Annotated in this window: 21 protein-coding genes and 1 pseudogene; 8 read left to right on the forward strand and 14 right to left on the reverse strand. The window is 67.8% G+C overall.

The window, feature by feature from the left end:
• Positions 1–325, forward strand: a pseudogene (locus MELE44368_RS17540) (HNH endonuclease); the annotation flags it as partial.
• A gap of 15 nt (positions 326–340) precedes the next feature.
• Here MELE44368_RS17540 and MELE44368_RS17545 read toward each other — a convergent pair.
• The gene (locus MELE44368_RS17545) at positions 341–1501 is read right to left on the reverse strand and encodes a pyridoxal phosphate-dependent aminotransferase (RefSeq protein ID WP_128109667.1); all 1161 of its coding nucleotides are present in this window, start codon (positions 1499–1501) and stop codon (positions 341–343) included.
• Positions 1502–1514: 13 nt separating this feature from the next.
• Positions 1515–1946 carry a MerR family transcriptional regulator gene (locus MELE44368_RS17550; RefSeq protein WP_128109668.1) on the reverse strand — a complete coding sequence of 144 codons (432 nt, stop codon included), beginning with the start codon at positions 1944–1946 and terminating at the stop codon, positions 1515–1517.
• Between the two features lie 56 nt (positions 1947–2002).
• On the opposite strand from MELE44368_RS17550, the gene MELE44368_RS17555 reads away from it, so the two are divergent.
• Both MELE44368_RS17555 and MELE44368_RS17560 read left to right on the forward strand, forming a co-directional pair.
• Positions 2003–2305 (forward strand): hypothetical protein, encoded by a 303-nt coding sequence (locus tag MELE44368_RS17555; RefSeq protein WP_128109669.1) that lies wholly within the window; start codon positions 2003–2005, stop codon positions 2303–2305.
• Positions 2302–2667, forward strand: coding sequence for a SpoIIAA family protein (locus tag MELE44368_RS17560; RefSeq protein WP_128109670.1), 366 nt, complete (start codon positions 2302–2304; stop codon positions 2665–2667). Before MELE44368_RS17555 ends, MELE44368_RS17560 begins: the two co-directional genes overlap by 4 nt.
• Before the next feature lie 3 nt (positions 2668–2670).
• On the opposite strand, the gene ipdE2 is transcribed toward MELE44368_RS17560, so the two are convergent.
• From ipdE2 to fadD3, 4 genes are read right to left on the reverse strand one after another with little or no spacing between them, the layout of a single operon-like run.
• Positions 2671–3612: an acyl-CoA dehydrogenase IpdE2 gene (gene ipdE2, locus MELE44368_RS17565; RefSeq protein ID WP_128109671.1), complete on the reverse strand. Its 942-nt coding sequence runs from the start codon at positions 3610–3612 to the stop codon at positions 2671–2673.
• Positions 3609–4574, reverse strand: a complete 966-nt coding sequence (locus MELE44368_RS17570; protein ID WP_128109672.1) for an acyl-CoA dehydrogenase family protein — start codon at positions 4572–4574, stop codon at positions 3609–3611. The genes ipdE2 and MELE44368_RS17570 overlap by 4 nt, the downstream gene beginning before the upstream one ends.
• A gap of 4 nt (positions 4575–4578) precedes the next feature.
• On the reverse strand, positions 4579–5703 hold the full coding sequence (locus MELE44368_RS17575; RefSeq protein WP_128109673.1) for an acyl-CoA dehydrogenase family protein: 1125 nt from the start codon (positions 5701–5703) through the stop codon (positions 4579–4581).
• Positions 5703–7268 (reverse strand): 3-((3aS,4S,7aS)-7a-methyl-1,5-dioxo-octahydro-1H-inden-4-yl)propanoate--CoA ligase FadD3, encoded by a 1566-nt coding sequence (gene fadD3, locus MELE44368_RS17580; RefSeq protein ID WP_128109674.1) that lies wholly within the window; start codon positions 7266–7268, stop codon positions 5703–5705. The genes MELE44368_RS17575 and fadD3 overlap by 1 nt, the downstream gene beginning before the upstream one ends.
• Before the next feature lie 47 nt (positions 7269–7315).
• Between fadD3 and ipdE1 the strand changes: the two genes are divergently transcribed.
• The 4 genes from ipdE1 to fadA6 are packed head-to-tail and all read left to right on the forward strand — an operon-like array spanning position 7316 to position 11029.
• Positions 7316–8464 carry an acyl-CoA dehydrogenase IpdE1 gene (gene ipdE1 / locus MELE44368_RS17585; protein ID WP_128109675.1) on the forward strand — a complete coding sequence of 383 codons (1149 nt, stop codon included), beginning with the start codon at positions 7316–7318 and terminating at the stop codon, positions 8462–8464.
• A complete protein-coding gene (gene ipdF / locus MELE44368_RS17590) occupies positions 8461–9255 on the forward strand; it encodes a (5R,7aS)-5-hydroxy-7a-methyl-1-oxo-2,3,5,6,7,7a-hexahydro-1H-indene-carboxyl-CoA reductase (RefSeq protein WP_128109676.1) in 795 nt (264 codons plus the stop codon). The genes ipdE1 and ipdF overlap by 4 nt, the downstream gene beginning before the upstream one ends.
• Positions 9252–9857 carry a TetR family transcriptional regulator KstR2 gene (gene kstR2, locus MELE44368_RS17595; protein ID WP_128109677.1) on the forward strand — a complete coding sequence of 202 codons (606 nt, stop codon included), beginning with the start codon at positions 9252–9254 and terminating at the stop codon, positions 9855–9857. The genes ipdF and kstR2 overlap by 4 nt, the downstream gene beginning before the upstream one ends.
• A 2-nt stretch (positions 9858–9859) precedes the next feature.
• The gene (fadA6, locus tag MELE44368_RS17600) at positions 9860–11029 is read left to right on the forward strand and encodes a steroid 3-ketoacyl-CoA thiolase FadA6 (protein WP_128109678.1); all 1170 of its coding nucleotides are present in this window, start codon (positions 9860–9862) and stop codon (positions 11027–11029) included.
• Here the strand turns inward: fadA6 and MELE44368_RS17605 are convergent.
• Genes MELE44368_RS17605 through echA20 form a run of 8 tightly spaced genes read right to left on the reverse strand, consistent with a single transcriptional unit; the run spans position 11013 to position 18001 of the window.
• Positions 11013–11933: a hypothetical protein gene (locus MELE44368_RS17605; RefSeq protein WP_128109679.1), complete on the reverse strand. Its 921-nt coding sequence runs from the start codon at positions 11931–11933 to the stop codon at positions 11013–11015. The genes fadA6 and MELE44368_RS17605 overlap by 17 nt on opposite strands.
• Positions 11930–13045: an NDMA-dependent alcohol dehydrogenase gene (locus tag MELE44368_RS17610; RefSeq protein ID WP_128109680.1), complete on the reverse strand. Its 1116-nt coding sequence runs from the start codon at positions 13043–13045 to the stop codon at positions 11930–11932. Before MELE44368_RS17610 ends, MELE44368_RS17605 begins: the two co-directional genes overlap by 4 nt.
• Before the next feature lie 45 nt (positions 13046–13090).
• The gene (locus MELE44368_RS17615; protein ID WP_128109681.1) at positions 13091–13840 is read right to left on the reverse strand and encodes a hypothetical protein; all 750 of its coding nucleotides are present in this window, start codon (positions 13838–13840) and stop codon (positions 13091–13093) included.
• Complete coding sequence (locus tag MELE44368_RS17620) at positions 13837–14487, reverse strand: SatD family protein (protein WP_128109682.1); 651 nt, start codon at positions 14485–14487, stop codon at positions 13837–13839. Before MELE44368_RS17620 ends, MELE44368_RS17615 begins: the two co-directional genes overlap by 4 nt.
• Before the next feature lie 58 nt (positions 14488–14545).
• On the reverse strand, positions 14546–15619 hold the full coding sequence (ipdC, locus tag MELE44368_RS17625; protein ID WP_128109683.1) for a (3aS,4S,5R,7aS)-5-hydroxy-7a-methyl-1-oxo-octahydro-1H-indene-4-carboxyl-CoA dehydrogenase: 1074 nt from the start codon (positions 15617–15619) through the stop codon (positions 14546–14548).
• Complete coding sequence (ipdB, locus tag MELE44368_RS17630; protein ID WP_164890137.1) at positions 15616–16359, reverse strand: cholesterol ring-cleaving hydrolase subunit IpdB; 744 nt, start codon at positions 16357–16359, stop codon at positions 15616–15618. The genes ipdC and ipdB overlap by 4 nt, the downstream gene beginning before the upstream one ends.
• Positions 16359–17249, reverse strand: coding sequence for a cholesterol ring-cleaving hydrolase subunit IpdA (gene ipdA / locus MELE44368_RS17635; RefSeq protein WP_128109685.1), 891 nt, complete (start codon positions 17247–17249; stop codon positions 16359–16361). The genes ipdB and ipdA overlap by 1 nt, the downstream gene beginning before the upstream one ends.
• The gene (gene echA20, locus MELE44368_RS17640) at positions 17246–18001 is read right to left on the reverse strand and encodes a (7aS)-7a-methyl-1,5-dioxo-2,3,5,6,7,7a-hexahydro-1H-indene-carboxyl-CoA hydrolase (protein WP_128109686.1); all 756 of its coding nucleotides are present in this window, start codon (positions 17999–18001) and stop codon (positions 17246–17248) included. The genes ipdA and echA20 overlap by 4 nt, the downstream gene beginning before the upstream one ends.
• Before the next feature lie 53 nt (positions 18002–18054).
• Here echA20 and MELE44368_RS17645 point away from each other — a divergent pair, with 53 nt between their 5' ends.
• Positions 18055–18831, forward strand: a complete 777-nt coding sequence (locus MELE44368_RS17645; RefSeq protein WP_128109687.1) for an SDR family oxidoreductase — start codon at positions 18055–18057, stop codon at positions 18829–18831.
• Positions 18832–18842: the final 11 nt, after the last annotated feature.

Consider the following 18842-nt stretch of genomic DNA (forward strand, 5'->3'; position numbering starts at 1 on the left):
CCCCGGCGGCTGGCGCGACCATCAGTTCCCCGACGGCACCGTGGTGTTGACTTCGCCCACCGGGCACGTCTACCGCAGCCAGGCCCACGGCGCGAGCCTGTTTCCGGCCCTGGCCCGACCCACCGGCGAACTCGACCTGCCCACCGACGCGAGCCCACCGGACCCCGACCGGCTGGCGAAGATGCCGCGGCGCAAACAAACCCGCGACCAAGACCGCCGCGACCGCATCAACGCCGAACGCCGCCAACGCCAAGAACTCATCACCGAACAACAACGCCAACACCAAGCCTGGCTCACCCAAAACGAAAAACCCCCACCCTTCTGAGCCCGGGGCGGGGTGCTACTGCAACCAAGAGCCGATGCGCCGCACCGCCTCCTCGATATCACTCGTCGGGCCTGCGAATGACAGCCGGACGAACGAGCCACCGCGTGCCGGGTCGAAGTCGATGCCCGGCGCAATGGCAACACCGGTGTCGTTCAACAACTTCGAGCAGAACGACAGCGAGTCGGTGGTCAGATGCGAGACGTCGGCGTAGACATAGAACGCGCCGTCCGTTGGGGCCAGCCGGTCGATACCGATGCTCCGCAGCCCGTCGAGCAGCAGGCGACGGTTGGCGGCGTAGTGGTCCAGCAGCGCATCGGCTTCGGCGATCGACTCCGGCGCGAAGGCAGCGACGGCCGCGACCTGAGCCAGCGCCGGCGGACAGATGGTGAAGTTACCGGTCAGACAGTCGACCGCGCGCTGCAGTTCCTTGGGCACCAGCAGCCAGCCGAGCCGCCACCCGGTCATCGCGAAGTACTTCGAAAAGCTGTTCACCACAACTGCTTCCCGTGACGTCTCCCAGGCGCAGCTGGTCGCGGGCGCGCCTTCGTAGACCAGCCCGTGGTACACCTCGTCACTGACCAAGCGCACACCCGTCGACGCGCACCACGACGCGATCGCGGCAAGTTCTTCGGGAGGAATGACCGTTCCGGTCGGGTTGGCGGGGCTGGCGACGATGACGCCCTGCACCGGTGGATCCAGCTCGGCGAGCATCTGCGCGGTGGGCTGGAACCGGGTCTCCGGTCCGCAGGCGATCTCGACGACTTCACAGCCCAACGCCGAGAGGATGTTGCGGTAGCAGGGGTAACCCGGGCTCGCGATCGCCACCCGGTCGCCGACGTCGAAGCAGGCCAGGAACGCCAACAGGAAACCGCCCGACGAACCGGTGGTGATGACCACGTCGTCCGGATCCACAGTGAGTTCGTACCGGCCGCGGTATGCCTCGGCGATGGCCTCCCGCAGCTCCGGAATACCAAGCGCGACGGTGTATCCGAGCACGGTGTTGTCCAACGCATCCTTGGCAGCGGCCCGCACCGCCGCGGGCGCCCCCGCACTGGGCTGGCCGGCCGACAGGTTGACCAGGTCACCGTGGCTTCGCTGACGCTCGGCCGCGGCCAGCCACACGTCCATCACATAGAACGGCGGAATCCCCGCCCGCAGCGCGATCTTCCCGCTCATCGAAGTCCTGTCATCACGCGTGATCCTCGCATGCCGGCTCGGCGAGGCCGCGCAGCACGGCACAGTCAGCGCCCGAGGCACCGGCGCAGGCGCCGTCGGCCTCCTCGATCAGCTCCGCGATGTTGCGTTCGAGCGCATGCAACTCCGTAAGCTTGTCGCGGACGGAAGCCAGATGGGTCTCGGCCAGCTCGCGGGCTTCGTCACACGAACGGTCGGTGTCGAGCCTCAGCGACACCAGAGTCCGGACCTGTTCAACCGGAAATCCGAACTCCCGGCAGTGCCTGATGAAAGCCAACTGCCCGACCGCCTCGTGACGGTAGCGCCGCTGACCGCCGACCCGGGTCGGCGCAGGCAACAGACCGATCTGCTCGTAGTACCGGATCGTGGACGGCGATGTACCGGCGGCCCGCGCCAGCTCCCCGATCTTCAATTCCGTCCGAGTCATCACCAACACCCTGCTCTGTTGAACCTCAAGCTACGTGAAGGACCATCCTCGAGGATATGGAACCGTCCCCAGCCTGTAACCTGCCGCCGGGCGACTACCGGAAACGCCTCGCCTGGATCGACGAACTGAACTCCTCCGCCCTACGCGAGTACCGTCGAGCAGACCGCGAGGTCGAACTCGAGTACGACGCTACGGTCGTCGAGCAGGTGCGGGAGTTCGTACGCCGTGAGCGGGAATGCTGCCCGTTCCTGGTCTTCACCGTGCGGCAAGATCGCGACGCGGTCGTCGTGCGCATCGAGGTGCCCGAAGACCTGAGCCGGTCCGCTGACGAACTGTTCGCGCCCTACACCGGATCATGATCGAGTTCGAGCCGACCAGTACCGCCGACATTCTCGTCGTCCACGCGCGCGGAAAGTTGACCGGTCGGGATTACCGCGAGGTCCTCGCGCCTCGCGTTCGGTCGATGCTCGATCGCACCGGCACGCTCAAGGTGATGTTCGTGATCGACGAAGACTTCGAGGGTTGGGCACTCGCGGCCGCGTGGGCGAACACGGTGTTCGATTGGAAGCACCGCAGAGACTTCGCGAAGGTCGCGATGGTCGGGGCGCCCAGATGGGAGCAGTGGTGCGTCAATGTGGCGGCTTCGCTGCTGATGACGGGCCAGCTGGCGACGTTTCGCCGCGACGAACTACCGCAGGCGTGGGAGTGGTTGCGCGCCTGAGCGTTACAGCACCTCGGCTTCGAGCCGCCGCAAGTGCTCCCGCGGCGGTCCGAGCAGCTGTGCGCTGCCGTGCGCCCGCTTGAAGTACAGCTGGATGTCGTGCTCCCAGGTGATCGCGATGCCGCCGTGCATCTGTACCGCCTCCGCGGCGACTTTGGAGAACGCCTCGCTCGCCGACACCCGGGCCAGCGCCGCCGAGGTGGGTGACGGCTCGCCGATCGCATCGTCGACGACCGCGCGCGCAGACTGCACCGCAACGTACAGGTCGGCCATCCGGTGTTTGAGCGCCTGGAAGCTGCCGATCGGGCGGCCGAACTGCACCCGGTCCTTGGTGTACTGCACCGTCAGGTCCAGGCAACGGGACGCCGCGCCGATCTGCTCGGCGGCCAGCAGGATCGCCGCGGTGTCGGCGAGGCCGGGGTCGGCGCCGATGTCGGTGGTGTCCTGCGGTTCGACACGTGCCAGTCGGCGCGTCGGGTCCATGGTGTCGACGCGGTTCGCGGTGAAGCTGGTCCAGCGGGCCAGCCGAGCACCGTCGGCGGCGATCACCACGTCGGCGACGTCGCCGTTGACCACGTATCCCGCGTCGAACACGACAGCACCCAGCCGGGTGCCCTCGGCGAGGCCCTCGAGCGCGTCGGTGTCGGGCTGGTCGGCGGCCAGCAGCGCCAACTCGGCGAGCGTGGTGCCGAGCAGCGGCGTGGGCACCAAGGCCTTGCCGAGTTCCTCGAGGACGACGGCCGCGTCGGCCAGTTCACCGCCTGCGCCGCCCATCTCCTCGGGCACCACCAACGCCGCGGCGCCGACCTGCTCGCACAGCACCTGCCACAGCGCCTCGTCGTAACCGCGCTCGGAGTCCATCGCCGCACGCACCGCCGCCGGGGGCGCGTGCTTGTCGACCAGCGCCGCAACGGTTTCGCGAAGTAGCTGTCGTTCCTCGGTCACAACGCCTCCAATACCCGTCGCCGGTGCACGGTCGGATCACCCCACGCCGAGCGCAGCGCCTGCACCCGCAGTAACCACAGCGACAGATCGTGCTCCTGGGTGAAGCCGATCGCGCCGTGCGTCTGCAGCGCCGAACGCGCCGCCAACAGCGCGGCATCGGAGGCGGCGGCCTTGGCGGCGCTGACATCGCGCGCGGCGGCCGGCGATCCATCGGCCAGTGACAGCGCCGCGCCGTACACCAACGGCCGCGCCAACTCGACGGCGATGTGCACGTCGGCGAGCTTGTGCTTGATGGCCTGATAGGTACCGATCACCTTGCCGAACTGGCTGCGCTGCTTGGCGTACTCGACCGACATGTCCAGCATCGCCTGCCCCGCCCCGACCAGCTGAGCGGCCGTGGCCAGCGCCCCGAACTCGTAGGCCCACGCCACGTCGGCCGGCCGGGCCTCGCCTGCCGCCTCGACATCGAACAACCGGCGGCTGGGGTCCACCGACTCGTGCTGCGCACCGGCGGCCGCGTCGTGCACCTCGCCGTCGGTGGCGAGCAGGACCAGGCCCGCCGTGTCGGCATCCAGGGCGCGCGGGACCTGCGGGGGCATGGCGACGGTCGCGATCAGTTCACCGGCGGCCAGCGCTGCGCTGCGCTCAGCCCACTCGTCTTGGCCGGCGAGCAGAACCGGTGCCACCGCAATGGATTCGGTGACCGGCCCGGGCACGCACCAACGGCCCAGCCGTTCGGCGGCGACCACCAGGTCGACGGGATGCGCCTCGATTCCGTCGTACTTCTCCGCCACGTTCAGCGCCGTGACACCTAGATCGGCCAGCTGCGACCAGACCTTGCGGCCCGGTGTGGTGTCACCGGCTGCCCATGCCCGCACCGCGCCGGGCAGGTCCGCGGCGCCGAGCGCGGCGTCGATGCTCGCGGCGAAGTCGCGCTGCTGTTCGTCCAGATCGAATTTCATGTGTCTACTTTCGGGGGAGACCCAGGAGCCGCTCGGCGATGATGTTGCGCTGAATCTCGTTGGTGCCGGCGTAAATCGGCCCACCAAGGGCGAACAGCAGCCCGTCGGTCCACGCGTCGGCGAGCTCGGCGTCCGGGCCGCGCATGTCGAGAGCGGTCTGATGCAGTGCGACGTCGAGCTCGGACCAGAACACCTTGGTCACGCTGGACTCGGCGCCCAGCTCACCGCCCGCGGCCAGCCTGGTGACGGTGCCGAAGGTGTGCAGCCGGTAGGCCTGCGCCTTGATCCAGGCGTCGGCCACCCGATCGGCGTAGGCAGGATCGGGATTCTCTTTCCATTGCGCCACAAGCCGTTCCGCAGGGGCCAGAAACCGCGCCGGGCTGCGGAGGGACATGCCCCGTTCGTTGCTCGACGTGCTCATCGCCGCACGCCACCCGTCGTGCACGTCGCCGATGACGTCGTTGTCGGGGACGAACACGTCGTCGAGGAAGATCTCCCCGAACCCGGTGTCACCGCCGAGTTGGGCGATGGGCCGAACCGTGACGCCCTCGGCCTTCAGGTCGAACATGAAGTACGTGAGGCCACGGTGTCGTTCGGCCTCCGGATCGGAGCGGAACAGCCCGAACGCGCGGTCCCCGAACGGAGCCCGCGAACTCCAGATCTTCTGGCCGTTGAGCAGCCAGCCGCCGTCGGTGCGCGTCGCCGTCGAACGCAATGACGCCAGATCGCTCCCGGACTCGGGCTCCGACCACGCCTGAGCCCAGATCTCCTCGCCGGTGGCCATTTTCGGCAGGACCCGGTCGAGTTGCTCCTCGGTGCCGTGCGCGAACAACGTCGGCGCCAGCATCGATGTGCCGTTCGCGCTGGCCCGCCCGGGGGCGCCTGCCCGGAAGTACTCCTCCTCGTAGACCACCCACTGCAGCAGGGAAGCGTCGCGGCCGCCGTACTTCTCGGGCCAGGTGATCACAGAGAGGCCGGCGTCGTACAGCACCCGGTCCCAACGCCGGTGCTGTTCGAACCCCTCGGCGGTGTCGTAGGACTTCGTCGGAAACGAATCCCGGTTCGCCGCAAGGAACTCGCGCACCTCGGCCTGGAACTCGAGGGTGGCGTCGTCGAAACTCAGATCCATCAAACTCTTTCCCTCAACAGCGGCTTGACCACCTTGCCACCCGGATTGCGCGGCAGCGCGTCGAGGAACTCCACCGACCGCGGTACCTTGAAGTTCGCCAAATGCTGTCGCGTGTAGGCGATTACCGTCTCTTCATCCAGCTCGACACCGGGTTTGGTGACCAGAAAGGCCTTGCCGACCTCGCCGAGCCGCTCGTCGGGCACGCCGATCACCGCGGATTCGGCGACCCCGTCCAGCCGGGCCAGCACCTGCTCGACCTCGGCCGGATACACGTTGAACCCGCCGCAGATGTACATGTCCTTGAGGCGGTCGGTGATCTGCAGGTTTCCCCTCTCGTCGACGCGGCCCACGTCGCCGGTGTGCAGCCAACCGTCGGCGTCGATGGCCTCCGCGGTGGCCTCGGGGTCGTCGAGGTAACCGAGCATCACGTTGGGGCCGCGCAGCAGCACCTCGCCGGTGCCGTCCTCGTCGGGGTCGTCGATGCTCAGTTCGAAGCCGGCGATCGGGCGCCCGCAGGTCGTCGCGACGGTCACCGCGTCGTCGTCGGGCCGGCACATGGTGCCGAAGCCGCTGGCCTCGGTCAGCCCGTACGCGGTCAGCACGATGTCGATGTCCAGCTCGTTCTGCATGCGCTCGATCAGCACCACCGGGATCGTCGCGGCGCCCGTGACCGCGAACCGCAGCGACGACAGGTCGTAGCCGCCGCGGCGGGGGTGATCCAGGATCGTCTGATAGATCGTCGGGGGGCCGGGCAGCACGGTGATGCGGTGCTCGGCCACGGCCTGCATCGCCTTCTCGGGGTCGAAGGTGAGCTGAGGAAACAGCGTCGCGCCCGTCTGCAGGCAGGCGAGGATCCCGGCCTTGTAGCCGAAGTTGTGGAAGAACGGGTTGATGCACAGGTAGCGGTCGGCGCTGGTGAGCTGACCGCATTCCGCCCACGCCGCGGGCGCATCCAGTGACTGGCGGTGTGCGCACAGCACGCCCTTGCTGCGGCCGGTGGTGCCCGAGGTGAACAGGATGTCGGACACGTCGTCGGGTTTCACCGCGGCGGCCCGCGCGTCGACGTCGCCGGCCCGGCCGGCCCCGCGCGCCATGAACTCGTCCCAGGTGCCGTCGTCCTTCTCGATCGGCACGCGCACGATGTGACGCAGGTGCGGCAGTGCGTCCCGGTCGATCGAGGCGGCCTTGTCCACGCCGAGGAACTCCCCGGACGCGAACAACAGCGGCGCCTCGGTGCGGCCGATGATGTCGGCTGCCTCGCTGGCGGTGTAGCGGGTGTTCAACGGCACCACGACCCCGCCGGCGTAGTGGGTGGCCAGGCAGGCCACCACCCAGTGCCAGGTGTTGGGCGACCAGATCGCCACCCGGTCGCCGGCCTCGATGCCCAGGTCGATCATCGCCGCGGCGGCCGTGCGGACCTGCTCGCGCAGTTGGGCGAACGTGAACGTGCGGTCGTCTCCGGCTGAATTGACGGCACCGCCGTCGGTGACCAGGGCGAGATGGTCCCGGAATCGGTCGGCAGTGTGGTCCAAGACCTGGGGAATGGTCCTTGGATCCGAACTCATCGACGCTCCCTCAACAAAGCAAGTGCTTGGTAGGTTAGCCTACAAGGGTGATTGGGGTCGAGGAGTTCCGGGCCGAGGTCCGCGACTGGCTGGCCGAGAACCTGGTCGGCGAGTTCGCCGCGCTCAAGGGCCTCGGCGGCCCGGGTCGCGAGCACGAGGCCTTCGAGGAACGGCGGGCGTGGAACCAGCATCTGGCCGCAGCCGGGCTGACGTGTCTGGGCTGGCCGGAGGAACACGGCGGGCGCGGCCTGTCGGTGGCCCACCGGGTGGCGTTCTACGAGGAATACGCGATCGCCAACGCACCCGCGAAGGTCAACCACTTCGGTGAGGAGCTGCTCGGGCCGACGCTGATCGCCTACGGCACCCCCGAGCAGCAGCAGCGGTTCCTGCCGAAGATCCTCGATGTGACCGAGCTGTGGTGCCAGGGCTATTCGGAGCCGGGCGCGGGCAGTGACCTCGCCAACGTGTCGACGACCGCCGAGCTCGACGGCGACCAATGGGTGATCAACGGCCAGAAGGTGTGGACGTCACTGGCGCACTGGGCGCAATGGTGCTTTGTCGTCGCCCGCACCGAGAAGGGCTCCAAACGGCATGCGGGCCTGTCGTATCTGCTGGTGCCTCTGGACCAGCCCGGCGTGCAGATCCGCCCGATCGTGCAACTCACCGGCGACTCGGAGTTCAACGAGGTGTTCTTCGACGACGCCCGCACGGACGCCTCGCTGGTGGTCGGCGAACCCGGTGACGGCTGGCGGGTGGCGATGGGCACGCTGACGTTCGAACGCGGGGTGTCCACGCTGGGCCAGCAGATCGAGTACGCCCGCGAGCTGTCCGGTGTCGCGGAGCTGGCCAAACGCACTGGCGCAGCCGATGATCCGTTGGTCCGGGAGCGGCTGACCCGGTCGTGGGCGGGGCTGCGCACGATGCGGTCGTATGCGCTGGCCACCATGGACGTGGAGCAACCCGGTCAAGACAACGTGTCGAAGTTGTTGTGGGCCAACTGGCATCGTGAGCTCGGTGAGATCGCGATGGATGTGCTGGGCCGCGAAGGGCTGACGCTGAGCGACGGCGAGTTCGACGAATGGCAGCGGCTGTACCTGTTCTCGCGGGCCGACACCATCTACGGCGGCTCCAACGAAATTCAGCGCAACATCATCGCCGAGCGGGTGCTCGGACTACCGAGGGAACCAAAAGGGTGACGAAGAATCTTTCTGTACCGCCGAAAGAGATTGAGGGGCACGGCCTTCTCGCCGGCAAAGTCGTCGTCGTGACGGCGGCCGCGGGCACCGGCATCGGGTCGGCGGTAGCGCGCCGCGCGCTGGCCGAAGGCGCCGACGTCGTCGTCTCCGACCACCACGAACGCCGGCTCGGCGAAACCCGCGACCAGCTGACCGAACTCAACCTCGGCCGGGTGGAGAGCGTGGTATGCGACGTCACCTCCACCGCCCAGGTCGACGCGCTGATCGCCTCGACGACCGCGCGGATGGGCCGGTTGGACGTGCTGGTCAACAACGCCGGTCTCGGTGGGCAGACACCGGTGATCGACATGACCGACGAGGAGTGGGACCGCGTCCTGGACGTGACGCTGACGTCGGTGATGCGAGCGACCCGCGCGGCGCTGCGTTACTTCCGCGACGCCGACCACGGCGGCGTGATCGTCAACAACGCCAGCGTATTGGGTTGGCGGGCACAGCATTCGCAGTCGCACTACGCGGCGGCCAAGGCCGGCGTGATGGCGCTGACGCGGTGCAGCGCGATCGAGGCCGTCGAACACGGCGTGCGGATCAACGCGGTGTCGCCGAGCATCGCGCGGCACAAGTTCCTGGAGAAGACCAGCAGCGCGGACCTGCTGGACCGATTGTCGGAAGGTGAGGCGTTCGGCCGCGCCGCCGAGCCGTGGGAGGTCGCCGCGACCATCGCGTTCCTGGCCAGCGATTACTCCAGTTACCTGACTGGAGAAGTGATCTCGGTGTCGAGCCAGCACCCATGAGTAGCGAGCCGGCCGGTCAGCCACCCACCCGCCGCGACGAGCTTCTCGAGCTCGCCGCCACGATGTTCGCCGAGCGCGGGCTGCGCGCCACCACGGTGCGCGACATCGCCGACAGCGCGGGCATCCTGTCCGGCAGCCTGTATCACCACTTCTCCTCGAAGGAGGAGATGGTCGACGAGGTGCTGCGCGACTTCCTGGACTGGTTGTTCGCGCGCTATCAGCAGATCGTCGACACCGAGCCCAATCCGCTCGAGCGGCTCAAGGGGCTGTTCATGGCGTCGTTCGAGGCCATCGAGCACCGGCACGCCCAGGTGGTCATCTACCAGGACGAGGCCAAGCGGCTTTCCGCCCAAGAGCGGTTCGCCTACGTCGAGCAGCGCAACCAAGAGCAGCGCAAGATGTGGCTGGACCTGCTCAACCAGGGCGTCGAGGACGGCTATTTCCGTCCCGACATCGACGTCGACCTGGTGTACCGGTTCATCCGGGACACCACCTGGGTCTCGGTCCGCTGGTATCAGCCCGGTGGACCACTCACGGCCGAAGAAGTCGGCCGTCAGTACCTCGCTATCGTTCTCGGTGGCATTACAAGAGAGAAGGACTGATCATGCCTCCAACGTCACAGGCCTATGTCATCGACGCCGTTCGCACCGCCGTCGGCAAGCGCAACGGATCACTGGCCGGAGTGCACCCGCTCGACCTCGGCGCGATCGGTTGGCGAGGGCTGTTCGACCGCAACGACGTCGACCCCGGTGCCGTCGACGACGTCATCGCCGGCTGCCTCGACGCCATCGGCCCGCAGGCCGGTAACATCGGTCGGCTGTCGTGGTTGGCCGCCGGCTACCCGGAGGAAGTCCCCGGCGTCACCGTCGACCGTCAGTGCGGGTCCAGCCAGCAGGCGATTTCCTTTGGTGCGCAAGCAATCATGTCCGGTACCGCTGACCTGATCGTCGCGGGCGGCATGCAGAACATGAGCCAGATCCCGATCTCCTCGGCAATGACCGTCGCCGAACAGTTCGGGTTCACCTCGCCGACCAACGAATCCAAGAGCTGGCTGCACCGCTACGGCGACCAGGAGGTCTCGCAGTTCCGCGGCGCGGAGCTGATCGCCGAGAAGTGGGGCCTCTCGCGCGAGGAGATGGAGCAGTTCTCGCTGACCAGCCACCAGCGCGCGCACGAGGCGATCCGCGCCGGCCACTTCGAGAACGAGATCATTCCGGTCGAGGTCGACGGCGGCACGTTCGTCACCGACGAGGGCCCGCGTGACACGTCGCTGGAGAAGATGGCGGGCCTGCAGCCGCTGCGCGAGGGCGGCCGGTTGACCGCCGCGATGGCCAGCCAGATCTCCGACGGCGCCAGCGCGGTGCTGCTGGCTTCGGAGAAAGCCGTGAAGGATCACGGGCTCAAGCCCCGCGCTCGCATTCACCACATCAGCGCCCGCGGCGCCGACCCGGTGTTCATGTTGACCGGGCCGATTCCCGCCACCGAGTACGCGCTGAAGAAGACCGGCCTGTCGATCGATGACATCGACACCGTTGAGATCAACGAGGCGTTCGCGCCGGTGGTGATGGCGTGGCTGAAGGAAACCGGCGCCGACCCGGCGAAGGTCAACCCCAACGGCGGCGCGATCGCGCTCGGCCATCCACTCGGTGCCACCGGCGCCAAGCTGTTCGCCACCATGCTGAACACGTTGGAGCGCACCGGCGGTCGCTACGGCCTCCAGACCATGTGCGAGGGCGGCGGCACCGCGAACGTCACCATCATCGAGCGCCTCTGAACGGCTGACCTCTCCCTCTCGCGTGGACGACACCTCGCAGGTGCGCAAATGCGTTGTGTCGGTGCGCCTCCAGCGCCCAGATCACGGCGATCACCGGTAGCGGCGCCAACGCCGCCCACCAGTTCGCGCTTGCGGGCAGCAGGTCCGCGATGACCTCTGCGCGCGGCGTTCCGTCCACCGTGGCGGGTAGCCAGTCGTCGAGCAGTGTCTTCAGCAGCCGGGTGGTCTCGAACGGTCCGACGGTGCTCGCGATGATCCAACTGGACCACGCGATCCCCAGCGACCAGGGCCAGGCCAGCAACAGCGACTGCTTGTCCACCACATCGGCCGCGCAGCGCGTCGTCTCGGCGAGGAAGGCGAAACCCAACGCGGCCAACAGCATCCCGAGCTGCGCGGCGAGCAGATCGTCGAGTATCGAGTGCGCCGACTCGGTGTCACGACGTGCGGGCAGCCCGATCGCCAGCGCGACGACGCCCGCCAGCAGCGCAAGGGTGGCCAGCCTGGCGGTGACGTCGCTGACGCGCTCGAACGACGTGACGACGGTGCGGATCACCAGCCGCGACGCTTTCGCCGGGCTGGTCCGGTAGAACACCACCAGCACCAGCCCCGACACTGCGGTGGCGATCAACCAGGTGACCACCGCCGTGCCCACGGCCGTCAGCGCCACCGAACCCAGCAGCGGAACCAGCGCATCGTCGGCCTCCACGCTGCTGCGGACCACCAGTAGCGGTACGGCGCCGAACGCGAGCACCCCCACCAGCCGCAGCAGCAGCGGAAAGGTGAACCGCGTCAGGTCGGCCGGGTTGAGGTCCAGCTCGCCATGGCGGACCGCGTCGATCTCGAGGCGCAGCGCCGACCGCACATGCGACAGCCATCGCCGGCGCCCCGTCTCCGGTTCGGTCAAGGATGATCGTGGATGACGACGCCCCGGATGTTGCGGCCTTCGAGCATGTCGGCATACGCCTGGTTGACGTCGTCGAGCTTGTACTCGGCGGTCACCGTCTCGTCGAGTAGCAACTGGCCGTCGCGGTAGAGGTTGAGTAGCCGCGGGATGTCCGCCCGGGGGTTGGCCTCGCCGTAGAGGCTGCCCAGCAGACGCTTCTGGAACAGCGTGAACATCATCATCGGCAGGGTCGGTGTCACATCGGTCATCGACGCGATCGCCGTCATCACCACCGCGCCGCCCTTGCGGACGAGGTTGAGCGCCTCCTCGACCATCGGACCTTCCAGCAGGCCGACGGTCAGCAGCACCGAGTCGGCCATCACCCCGCGGGTGAGGTCACCGACGAGCTCCATCGCTTCGGCCGCCGACGTCACGAAGTGGGTGGCCCCGAACTGAATCGCCTTGTCGCGCTTGCTTTCCACGGGTTCGACGACGACGATCTTCTCCGCGCCCGCCAGGCGGGCACCCTGGATCGCGCCGCTGCCGATGCCTCCGCATCCGATGACCACCACGGTGTCGCCGGGCCGCACCTTGGCGGTGTTGACCGCCGATCCCCACCCGGTCGTCACCCCGCAGCCCAGCAGGCAGGCCCGCGACAGCGGAATGTCGTCGTCGACCTTGACCACCGAGGCCTCCGGCACCGTTCCGTATTGCGAGAACGTGCCGACGAGCGCCATCGCTCCGATGTCCTTGCCGTCGAGATGACGACGGTACGTGCCGTCCAACTGGGTGCCGGTCATGATCATCGCGCCCAGGTCGCAGAGGTTCTGCTGCCCGGTGGAACACCACCGGCACCGACCGCAGGCCGGCAGGAACGACGCCACCACGTGGTCCCCTGGCGCCAAGCCGGGCACGTTGGGTCCGACCTCCTGCACGATGCCCGCGCCCTCGTGGCCGCCGATGAGCGGAAGCGGCGCAGGCAGATCACCCCGATGAACGTGTTCGTCGGAATGGCACAACCCCGTGGCTTCCCACGACACCAGCACCTCGCCCGCTTGCGGCGGATCCAAGTCGATCTCCTCGACGCTCCAGTCGGCGCCGAACTCCCACAAAACCGCTGCCTTGGTCTTCATGCGCCGAGTCTAGGAACGGGCGGCGGCAGAAACCGGGGAATCGCCTTACTGCGCGAGCGCCAGCCCGCCCAGCGCGACGATCCAGCTGGCGAAGCTGCCGACGAGAAAATACTCGACGACATCCCCGATGGCGATGTCGATGCTGATGTGCCCGTTCTCCCGGGCTTTCTGGGCGCTGATCTCCGGGAACCGGATGATGCTCTTGGCGGCGATGACGGCAGTGACCGCCATCAGCTGACCGGCCAGCCCGAGGCCGAGGATCAACAGCCGCTCCATCGGACCGAGCAGTCGACCACCTTTCAACCGGTCCGACGGCTGTGGCTCGCCGGTCGGCTTCACCGCATCGACCGCACCGAGGACCAGACGTACCAGCTGGTTTCCGGTGACCACCTGGAGCAGCACCACACCGACGACCATGAGCAGCCGGTCGGCGTCCACGCCGTCGACGCCGTTCAGCCCGACCCACGCGAACCAGCGCTGCGCCAGCCCACCCGCGTCAGAGCCCAGGCCCGACAACACGAGCAACAGCCCGACGGCCGCTCCGAACACCACCAGCGCGATCAGCTCATGCTCGCCGGTGCGTTCGGCACGGGCACACAGCACCACCCAGGCCACGCCGGCCGTCGCCGCGATGGCCAACAGCACGAGGTCGCCGAGGTGCCACAGTCCGGCCAGCGCCGCGCAGCCGACGATGACCGCCGGCGCCGTCACCACCGGCAACCAGAGCCGCTGAGTCAGCCGACGAGCGATGTCGGCGATGCCCATCGCGATGAACATGACGGCCAGCGCGTTCACGGGATCTTCCGCAGGTATCGGGAAGCCACCACGATCAGATCCAGCCCGTCGCGTCCGGCGCGCTGCGACACCGCCGAGGCGCTGATGCCCTCGGCTGCCGCGATGTCCTTCTTGGTGTGGTCGCGCAACAGTCCCTTGACTATCCGTAGGGATCGGTCATCAAGTGATCCAAGCAGGTGGTCCCGACAAATCAGCGCGGCATTGATCGCGTCGGTGTCGGTGCGGCCGACGTCGGCGCGGTACGACGTGCGCACCAGCGCCAAACCCGGCTGCCGTTGCGCGGTCGCGGTCCACGTGATCGCCTCGCGGGCGGTCCACCATCCCGGTCCGTCCTGAATGCCGGTGACGGCGTCGAGCACCGTGACGGCGCCCCAGCCGATACCGAACCGGACGTCGATCTCCGGTGCGACCGCCAGCCGGATGGTCAGCGCCGCCTCGATCGCCGCGCCCACGGTGCGGTAGCTGCCCTGGAACTCGTCGCCGACCGTGAAGGCGGGCGCATCGATCGCGTCGACCACCGCGTCGGCCAGCGCGTTGTCGAGTGCCCGGTGCACCGCGGCACGGTCAGCGGCGCCGCGCGAGCCGACCACATCCCCGATCAACGTCGCCCGCAGACCTGTTGAAGCGGCTGACTTCACCCTCGCCATATGAAGACTATAGCTTCATTTGCAAAGGATGAAGGTATTTACTTCACCTACCTGACGCCTATTCGATGAAGGCGGCGGCGTTCCTCAGGTGTTCGACCGCATCGTCGATGATCGTCTCGATCAACTCGGCGCACGACGGCAGATCGTTGAGAATGCCGGCGACCTGCCCGGAGGCCAACACGCCCGCATCGGTGTTGCCCTCGACCAGGCCGGCTTTCAGCAGCATCGGTGTGTTGGCGGCCATCACCACCTGCGACCACGACAACTCCTTGCCGCGCCGCATCTCCAGGCCGTCTTTGATCATCGACCGCCACGTCATGCCGGACATCTTCTTGAACTTCTGGGCGTTGAGCACCGCCGCGGTGAAGCCCCGAAGCCGTGAGCCGCTTTCGAGCTTCTCGACCAGTCCGGTGCGCAGCACGCGGTGCGGCATGCCGTCGACGCGGGTCGAGACGACGGTGCCGTCCAACCCGGACTCGAGATAGCGCCGCTTGACCGCATCGGGCACCGTCGAGTCCGATGTCAGCAGGAAGCGGGTGCCCATCGCCACCCCGGCCGCCCCGTACGACAGCGCCGCCGCGAGGCCTCGCCCGTCGAAGAACCCGCCGGCCGCGACGACCGGTATGTCGACCGCGTCGAGCACGGAAGGCAGCAACAGCGTCGTCGCGATCGGGCCGGTATGGCCGCCGCCTTCGCCGCCCTGCACGATCACCGCGTCGGCGCCCCAGCCGGCGACCTTCTTGGCGTGCTTGGCCAAACCGACCGACGGAATCACCACCACGCCGGCCTCTTTGAGCTTGGCGATCAGGTCCGGCTTCGGCGCCAGCGCGAACGACGCGACCTTGACGCCCTCGCGGATGAGCAGGTCGATGCGCTCGTTGGCGTCGCCCGCGTCCGCCCGGATGTTGATGCCGAACGGTTTGTCGGTGGCGTTCTTGACCTTGGTGACCGCGGTCTGCAGTTCCTCCAGCGTCATGGTCGCCGACGCCAGAATGCCGAGGCCGCCCGCGTTGGAAGTCGCCGACACCAGCCGCGCACCCGCTACCCAGCCCATACCGGTCTGGACCACCGGATGCTCGATGCCGATGAGCTCGGTCAGCGGCGTACGCAGCCTGCTCGAAGGTGTGCTCACCTTATCTCCCTGTCCCGCAGTCCTTTCGGATCGATTACCGTGCGGAGAAGCTCGAGTTCGTGTTCGTTCGGCAAGCGGGTCGGCTCGGCTTTGTCCAGGTCGTGCACCTCGAAAGAGGTGTTGTCGGCCACCTCGTCGGGGGTGATGCCGGGGTGCAGCGACACCGCCCTCATCTGGTGGTCGGGTCCGTTGAAGTCGAACACGCCGAGGTTGGTCACAACTCGGAACACGTCGACGAACCGGAACGCCGGGTTGTCCGGATCCACCTTGTCCCAACCGATTCCGGACACCACGTCGACGGATTCGCAGAACACCCGCTTGGAGTGGTTGCCGACCCAGTAGCTGGTGGTGTGGTTGATGGTGTTGCCGGGGGCGCCGCGCACGCCGAACATCTGTCGGGTGGGCTGCTGCAGCGGCCCGAACGCCGAGAGGTTCTGGTTGCCGTAGCGGTCAATCTGGTTGGCGCCCATGACCACATGGCGACGACCCCAGGCCAGCGTTTCGAAGACGCGGCCGAACGGCATCCAGCCCTCGATCGCGCCCGCGGCGCCGATGGCGGGGGTGTCGGCCAGCAGGCGCGCCTCGCCGTCGGTGAGCAGGATGTCGGGGGAGAACGTCAGCCTCGCCAACCGGGCGCCGATCGACACCATCGTCGTCATCGGGCTCACCATGATCTCGCCGGCGTCGCGGAACAGCTCCGCGCACGCCACCGCACATACTTCGGGACGGCTCACCGACATCACTTCGCTGCCTCCTTGGCCGACTCGGCGAACTTGCGCACCGCGGCCTGATAATCGGATTCGCTGCCGGACAGATACGTCTGCCTGAACCGCTGCCACGACTCGTCGTCCGCGGCGGCCTCGGCATAGTGCCGCTGGAACTTCTCGTCGCGGCGGTAGTCGGGTTCGGCGGTGGTGAAGTGCGCGCCGTTGGGGGCTTCCACCACGGTGTCGACCATCATCCGGTTGACCAGCAGCGCCTGGGGTGGAACCGATTTCACCAGCTCCTCGGTGGGCACCACCCGTTCGACCGACAGGAACCGCTTCTCGGCGGCCATCAGGTACAGGTCGTCGAAATACGGGTCGATGCCGGTGTAGGCGGCATTGCCTCGTGCGTCACCGAGATTCATGTGCACGAACGCGGCGTCGAGGTTCAGCGCCGGCATCGCGACGAGCTCCTCGTAGCCGTCACCGGTGGGGTAAGGCGACTTCACTGTCTTGAGCTCGTCGCCCCAGAACGCGCGGACGTCGCTGCCCAAGCCGGCGCGGGTCGGCAGGAACGGCAGGCGTTGCGCGGCGGCCTGCAGGCCACACCGCAACATGCCCTCGTCCATCTCGCGCGCCTCGATCGAGCCCGACTTGCGGGCCTTGGCGAACCACGGGTCGTAGAACGGTGGCGAATCCAGCGACACGAAGCCGTAGTAGGCGCGCCGGACCTTGCCCGCAGAGCACAGCAGACCCAGGTCAGGGCCGCCGTAGGTCACCACGGTCAGGTCGGTGACCTCGGTGCGCAACAGTGCCCGCACGAACGCCATCGGCTTGCGCCGAGAACCCCACCCGCCGATGCCGATGGTCATGCCGCTTTCGATCGAGGACACCGCCTCGTCCAAAGTGGTTCTCTTGTCGGTCACTTCGATCCCTTGTTGGTTCCGGCGAAGGCGTCGCGGTGTTCGTCGGACACTCCCGCGAGGTTGAGTTCGAACGTAAAGCCCTGCTCCATGCGGTAACTGGAGTTGACGCGCTGCACATCGATGAAGTTCAGCGCCTCCTTGGCCGCGCGGATCACGCGGGTGTCCTTGGCGGCGATGTCGCGGGCCACCCGCAGCGCGGCCTCGTCCAGTTCGTCCCGCGGCACCACCTCGTGCACGGAGCCGAAGTGCTGCAGGGTCGCGGCGTCGACGGTGGCTGCGGTGAAGAACAGGCGGCGCATCATGTGCTGCGGCACCAGCCGCGACAGGTGGGTGGCGGCGCCGAGGGCTCCGCGTTCCACCTCGGGCAGGCCGAACTTCGCGTCGTCGGAGGCGACGATGACGTCGGCGTTGCCGACCAGGCCGATGCCGCCGCCGACGCAGAAGCCGTTCACCGCGGCGACGACGGGTACGGCGCACTCATACACCGCGCGGAAGGCCTCATAGCAACCGCGATTGGCGTCGATGAGCGCGGTGAAGCCCTCGGTGTTCTGCATCTCCTTGATGTCGACGCCGGCGTTGAAGCCGCGACCCTCGGCCCGCAGGATCACGACGTGGGTGCTCTGGTCGCGGCCCGCGGCGGTGATCGTGTCGGCGAGTTCGAACCAGCCCCGCGACGGGATCGCGTTGACCGGCGGGTAGTCGACGGTGACCGAGACGATGCCTGGCTCGGTGGTCTGGGAGGTGATGGTCATGGCACGTCCTGGGTCGAATAGGAAAGCAAGCACTTGCTTGGTACGCTAGCACAGTGACCGACCGCCCAGAGATAAACCTCGCACTCGATGACCGGGTTGTCCTGGTGACCGGCGGCGTCCGCGGTGTGGGCGCGGGGATCAGCGCGGTCTTCGCCGCCCAGGGCGCCACCGTCGTCACCTGTGCGCGCAGGCCGGTCGACGGCCTGCCCTACGAGTTCCACAGCTGCGACGTGCGTGACGACGACTCGGTGGCCGACCTGATCAAGACGATCGCCGATCGTCACGGCCGCCTCGATGTGGTGGTCAACAACGCAGGTGGCTCACCGTACGTGCCCGCCGCCGAGGCGTCGGCGAAGTTCAGCCGCAAGATCGTGGAGCTGAATCTGCTTGGGCCGCTGTCGGTGTCGACACATGCCAACGCTGTCATGCAAGCCCAGGACACGGGCGGTTCGATCGTCAACGTGGCGAGCGTCAGCGGTAGGAGGCCGACACCGGGCACTGTCGCCTACGGCGCGGCCAAAGCGGGCATCGAGAGCATCACCAGCACGTTGGCCGTGGAATGGGCGCCGAAGGTGCGGGTCAACTCCGTGGTCGTCGGCATGGTCGAGACCGAACAGTCCGAATTGTTCTACGGCGACGCCGATTCCATCGCCGCGATCTCCAAGAACGTACCGCTGGGCAGGCTGGCCACCCCGGCCGACGTCGGGTGGGCCGCGGCGTTCCTGGCGTCCGAGGCCGCGTCCTACATCAGCGGGGCGTCGCTGGAAGTACACGGCGGCGGTGAGCCGCCGCACTATCTGGCCACCACGACAGCTGACATCAAACAATAAAGGAGACAACG

It is taken from the genome of Mycolicibacterium elephantis DSM 44368 (genome assembly GCF_004014805.1).
Classification (GTDB): domain Bacteria; phylum Actinomycetota; class Actinomycetes; order Mycobacteriales; family Mycobacteriaceae; genus Mycobacterium; species Mycobacterium elephantis.

Bases quoted from the DNA above. Each gene is read 5' to 3' on its own strand.
- MELE44368_RS17545 (WP_128109667.1), bottom strand. From the start codon at position 1,501: ATGAGCGGGAAGATCGCGCTGCGGGCGGGGATTCCGCCGTTCTATGTG.
- MELE44368_RS17550 (WP_128109668.1), bottom strand. From the start codon at position 1,946: ATGACTCGGACGGAATTGAAGATCGGGGAGCTGGCGCGGGCCGCCGGT.
- MELE44368_RS17555 (WP_128109669.1), top strand. From the start codon at position 2,003: ATGGAACCGTCCCCAGCCTGTAACCTGCCGCCGGGCGACTACCGGAAA.
- MELE44368_RS17560 (WP_128109670.1), top strand. From the start codon at position 2,302: ATGATCGAGTTCGAGCCGACCAGTACCGCCGACATTCTCGTCGTCCAC.
- MELE44368_RS17570 (WP_128109672.1), bottom strand. From the start codon at position 4,574: ATGAAATTCGATCTGGACGAACAGCAGCGCGACTTCGCCGCGAGCATC.
- MELE44368_RS17575 (WP_128109673.1), bottom strand. From the start codon at position 5,703: ATGGATCTGAGTTTCGACGACGCCACCCTCGAGTTCCAGGCCGAGGTG.
- fadD3 (WP_128109674.1), bottom strand. From the start codon at position 7,268: ATGAGTTCGGATCCAAGGACCATTCCCCAGGTCTTGGACCACACTGCC.
- kstR2 (WP_128109677.1), top strand. From the start codon at position 9,252: ATGAGTAGCGAGCCGGCCGGTCAGCCACCCACCCGCCGCGACGAGCTT.
- fadA6 (WP_128109678.1), top strand. From the start codon at position 9,860: ATGCCTCCAACGTCACAGGCCTATGTCATCGACGCCGTTCGCACCGCC.
- MELE44368_RS17610 (WP_128109680.1), bottom strand. From the start codon at position 13,045: ATGAAGACCAAGGCAGCGGTTTTGTGGGAGTTCGGCGCCGACTGGAGC.
- MELE44368_RS17620 (WP_128109682.1), bottom strand. From the start codon at position 14,487: ATGGCGAGGGTGAAGTCAGCCGCTTCAACAGGTCTGCGGGCGACGTTG.
- ipdB (WP_164890137.1), bottom strand. From the start codon at position 16,359: ATGTCGGTGAGCCGTCCCGAAGTATGTGCGGTGGCGTGCGCGGAGCTG.
- echA20 (WP_128109686.1), bottom strand. From the start codon at position 18,001: ATGACCATCACCTCCCAGACCACCGAGCCAGGCATCGTCTCGGTCACC.